Below are 3,985 nucleotides of genomic sequence, written 5' to 3'. Positions count from 1 at the left end.
ATTGAAAGGGGACGAAGGAAACGGACCCGTAAGGGCACCGCGCCTTCAACTACCAATGCCTTCCGCCGCTGCCGCTCCGGCCCAAGTTCCCGTGCCGACTCCTGTGAAGCGACCGCCCGCCGCAGACCGTGTCTACAGCCATATCAAGGAAGCCGTGCTCGACCGCCGTTACGAAGGCGGCACTCTGCTGACGGAAGGAGAGCTGGCCGAGGCCGTCGGGGTGTCCCGGACGCCGGTGCGTGAGGCTCTTCTGAAGCTGGAGGTCGAAGGGCTGATCAAGCTCTATCCCAAGAAGGGCGCCCTCGTGCTCGCCGTCTCCGCGCAGGAGATCGCCGATGTGGTCGAGACGCGGCTGCTGGTCGAGGAGTTCGCCGTACGCAAGGCCGTGCCGGCCTCCGCGCGGCTGATCGAACGGCTGGAGGAGCTGTTGGACGAGCAGCGGCAGCGCGCCGTGGACGGAGATCTCGCCGCCGTCGCCGCGACCGACCGCTGCTTCCACGCCGAGATCGTGCGGCACGCGGGGAACCAGATCCTCTCCCGGCTCTACGACCAGCTCAGGGACCGGCAGTTGCGGATGGGCGTCGCCGTCCTGGAGGCGCATCCCGACCGTATCGCCAAGAACATCACCGAACACGCGGAACTGCTCGACGCCATCAGGACCGGTGACGCCGACGGCGCCGCCGCCTGTCTTCGCCGTCACATCAGCCGTGTCAAGGTGCTGGTCAGGGGTGAGGCGCGGTGAGTGCTTCCTCCGGTCCGTCCGCGGGCTCCTCCGGCTCGTCCGAGGGCCCCTCCTCCGGTTCAGGCTCCTCCTCGGATTCGGGCTCCTCCGCTGGTTCCTCCTCCGGGTCCGGCTCTTCCGCCGTCACCCTCCCGGGCGATCCGCCCGGTGGCCGTCGCGCCGCCTGGGTCTGGGGCATCGGCGTCGCCGTCTACTTCGTCGCCGTCATCTTCCGTACCAGCCTGGGCGTGGCCGGTCTCGACGCCGCCGACCGCTTCGACGTCAACGCCTCCGCGCTCTCGACGTTCTCCATACTCCAGCTCCTGGTCTACGCGGGCATGCAGATACCCGTCGGCCTGATGGTCGACCGGCTCGGCACCAAGAAGGTGCTGACCATCGGCGTGGTGCTGTTCACCGTCGGACAGCTCGGCTTCGCGCTCGCGCCCTCGTACGGTACGGCCCTCGGTGCCCGCGCCCTGCTCGGCTGCGGTGACGCGATGACGTTCATCAGCGTGCTGCGGCTCGGCACCCGCTGGTTCCCGGCCCGGCGCGGGCCGATGATCGGACAGGTCGCCGCGCTCTTCGGGATGGCGGGCAATCTCGTCTCCACCATCTTCATCTCCCGTGCCCTGCACGGTCTCGGCTGGACCACCACCTTCGCGGGCAGCGCGCTCGCGGGCGCTGTCGTACTCGTGCTGCTTCTGCTCTTCCTCAAGGACCATCCGGAGGGCCATGAGCCGCCTCCGGCCGAGCACGCGGGCGCCGCCTACGTACGGAAGCAGATCGCCGAGTCCTGGCGCGAGCCCGGCACCCGGCTCGGGCTGTGGGTGCACTTCACCACGCAGTTCCCGGCGATGATGTTCCTGCTGCTGTGGGGCATGCCGTTCCTGGTCGAGGCACAGGGCCTGTCGCAGGCCGTCGCGGGCGAACTGCTCACGCTCGTCGTCCTGTCCAACATGGCCGTCGGGCTGGTGTACGGGCAGGTCATCGCCCGCCACCACCGGGCCAGGGCGCCGCTGGCCCTGGGCACGGTCGGGGCGACGGCGCTGATCTGGGCCATGACGATCGCGTACCCGGGCGACCACGCCCCGACCGCCCTGCTGATCACGCTCTGCGCGGTCCTCGGCGCCTGCGGGCCCGCGTCGATGATCGGCTTCGACTTCGCCCGGCCCGCGAACCCGCCGGAGCGTCAGGGCACGGCCTCCGGAATCGTCAACATGGGCGGTTTCGTTGCCTCGATGACGACGCTCTTCGCGGTCGGCGTCCTGCTGGACGCGACCGACGGGAACTACCGGATCGCGTTCTCGTCCGTCTTCGTCCTCGAAACGCTCGGGATCGTACAGATCCTGCGGCTGCGGGCGCGGACGGCCCGGCGGGAGCGGGAACGGCTGGTGGCGAGCCGGGTGGAGGCCGTGCACGTACCGGCGTGAGGGCGAGGGCGTACGGCAGGCACGTACGGCAGGCACGTACATACGGCGTGCGGGCCGGTACGTACGGAAGGTGCGGCCGGCCGGCACGCGCGGAGCGCGCGACCCGCCTTACGGCGCTCGGTGTCCAGCCGCGCTACGGCGGCGCCGCGACGCGTCCGACGCCCCATGGCATCCGACACGCCCAGCAGCCCACCGCGGCCCGAGGCGTCAGCGCCTCAGCGCCTCGACATTGCCTCGACGTCACCGCCTCAGCGCGTCACCGCGAACTCGCGCAGGATCGCCGTCGCCAGTTCGTCATCGCCGTCGATCTTGATCCGGTCCGCGACCGCCGCGGCCCGCACCCGGCCGCACGCCAGCCGGAAGTACGTGTCCCAGTCCATCGCCAGCGTCACCAGCGGACCGAGCGAGGGCGAGCCGTCGATCGAACCGCGGCCGTCCGCGTTCACCCGGACCGTACGCAGGAACTCCACCGGACCGCTCACATCGATGACGATCGCCGAGTTCGGCGGCGCGCCCGCGTCCTTGGCGACCACCTTCGGCAGCGCGGCCAGCAGCGCGTCACGGGCGATCAGCGCGCCGGGCGAGTCGAGATTGCCGGGCTTGCTGAGCGTCGTGCGCAGATCCTGCTCATGCACCCAGACGTCGAACGCCCGCCCGCGCCAGGCCGTTTCGAGAGTCTGCTCCTTGCCGAGAGGCGCCCGGACCATGGTGTCGGGCGAGCGGGTCTCGTTACGGATCTGCCGGTTGCGGCGGATGATCGTGTACTCCAGCTCGGCGGTCATCTCCGGCGCGGTGTGGTGCCGCCGCACATCGACCTGCATCTCCATGTAGCGGGCGAACTCACTCTGTACGTGGTACAGATCGCGCGGCAGCGAGTGGATCGGCCGTGGGTCCCCGAGCAACTCGCTCTCCATGCCGATGACATGCGACACGATGTCTCGTACGGACCAGCCGGGACACGGCGTGCGCCAACTCCACTCGCCTTCGACGAGCGGCTGCACCAGCTCGGCTATGGCCTCGATGGAGTGGGTCCAGGCATCGGCGTAGTTTTGAAGGCTGGGATGGACGGTCACGGGACCCCTCGGCGGTTCTGCGGTACGCGGGCTGGCTTGCTGGGCTGGCTGCGGGCTGCGTGGGAGGTTTGGCAGCTAAGTTACGCTGCCTGATGGCACCCCGGCAGTGCTTTCGTGTGACGATCGTAGGCCCGTGTTGACGGCTCGAATGCCAGGACGGTGGTACTGTGCGCGCCTCGCTCATCCAGATCGCAGTAGATCCGTACGAATCGGTCGACGCGCGCAGACAGCGCGCCGCGGCTCTGGTACGGCGGCAGCGAGGCCTCGCCGAGCTGGTGGTTCTGCCTGAATTGTGGCCGGTCGGCGCCTTCGCGTACGAATCCTTCGCGCAGGAGGCGGAGGCGGTGGACGGGCCCACCTTCGAGGCGATGTCGAAGGCGGCGAGCGACGCGGGCGTCTGGCTGCACGCGGGCTCCTTCGTGGAACGGGACGCCGAGGGCGCGCTGTACAACACCTCGCTGGTGCTGTCTCCCGCCGGTGAGCTGGTCCGTACGTACCGCAAGATCCACCGCTTCGGCTTCGACAAGGGCGAGGCGACGCTGATGAGCGCGGGCGAGGAACTGGTCACCGTACCGCTCACGCTCGCCGGTGGTGAGGCAACCACGCTCGGCCTGGCCACCTGCTACGACCTGCGCTTTCCGGAGCTGTTCCGGGGCCTGGTCGACGCGGGCGCGCGCCTGCTGGTCGTCCCGGCCGGCTGGCCGGCGCGGCGCCGCGCGCACTGGACGCTGCTGGCGCAGGCGCGCGCGGTGGGGAACCAG

Annotated in this window: 4 protein-coding genes; 3 read left to right on the top strand and 1 reads right to left on the bottom strand. The window is 70.0% G+C overall.

Annotated elements, in window-relative coordinates:
- The first annotated feature begins 55 nt into the window (after positions 1–55).
- Together GA0115259_RS34040 and GA0115259_RS34035 are read left to right on the top strand one after the other, a co-directional pair.
- Positions 56–742, top strand: a complete 687-nt coding sequence (locus tag GA0115259_RS34040) for a GntR family transcriptional regulator (RefSeq protein WP_093604065.1) — start codon at positions 56–58, stop codon at positions 740–742.
- Positions 739–2,151 carry an MFS transporter gene (locus tag GA0115259_RS34035; protein ID WP_093604063.1) on the top strand — a complete coding sequence of 471 codons (1,413 nt, stop codon included), beginning with the start codon at positions 739–741 and terminating at the stop codon, positions 2,149–2,151. Before GA0115259_RS34040 ends, GA0115259_RS34035 begins: the two co-directional genes overlap by 4 nt.
- A gap of 248 nt (positions 2,152–2,399) precedes the next feature.
- Here GA0115259_RS34035 and GA0115259_RS34030 read toward each other — a convergent pair whose 3' ends face one another.
- Complete coding sequence (locus tag GA0115259_RS34030; RefSeq protein WP_093604061.1) at positions 2,400–3,224, bottom strand: maleylpyruvate isomerase family mycothiol-dependent enzyme; 825 nt, start codon at positions 3,222–3,224, stop codon at positions 2,400–2,402.
- A gap of 167 nt (positions 3,225–3,391) precedes the next feature.
- On the opposite strand from GA0115259_RS34030, the gene GA0115259_RS34025 reads away from it, so the two are divergent.
- Positions 3,392–3,985: nitrilase-related carbon-nitrogen hydrolase (locus GA0115259_RS34025; protein ID WP_093604059.1), on the top strand; the 594-nt coding region annotated here is incomplete at its 3' end.

The sequence above is a fragment of the Streptomyces sp. MnatMP-M17 genome (assembly GCF_900091995.1).
In the GTDB taxonomy this organism is placed as follows: Bacteria; Actinomycetota; Actinomycetes; order Streptomycetales; family Streptomycetaceae; genus Streptomyces.
The sequence above is the reverse complement of the archived record's forward strand: the minus strand, read 5'-3'. Positions and strand labels throughout refer to the sequence as shown.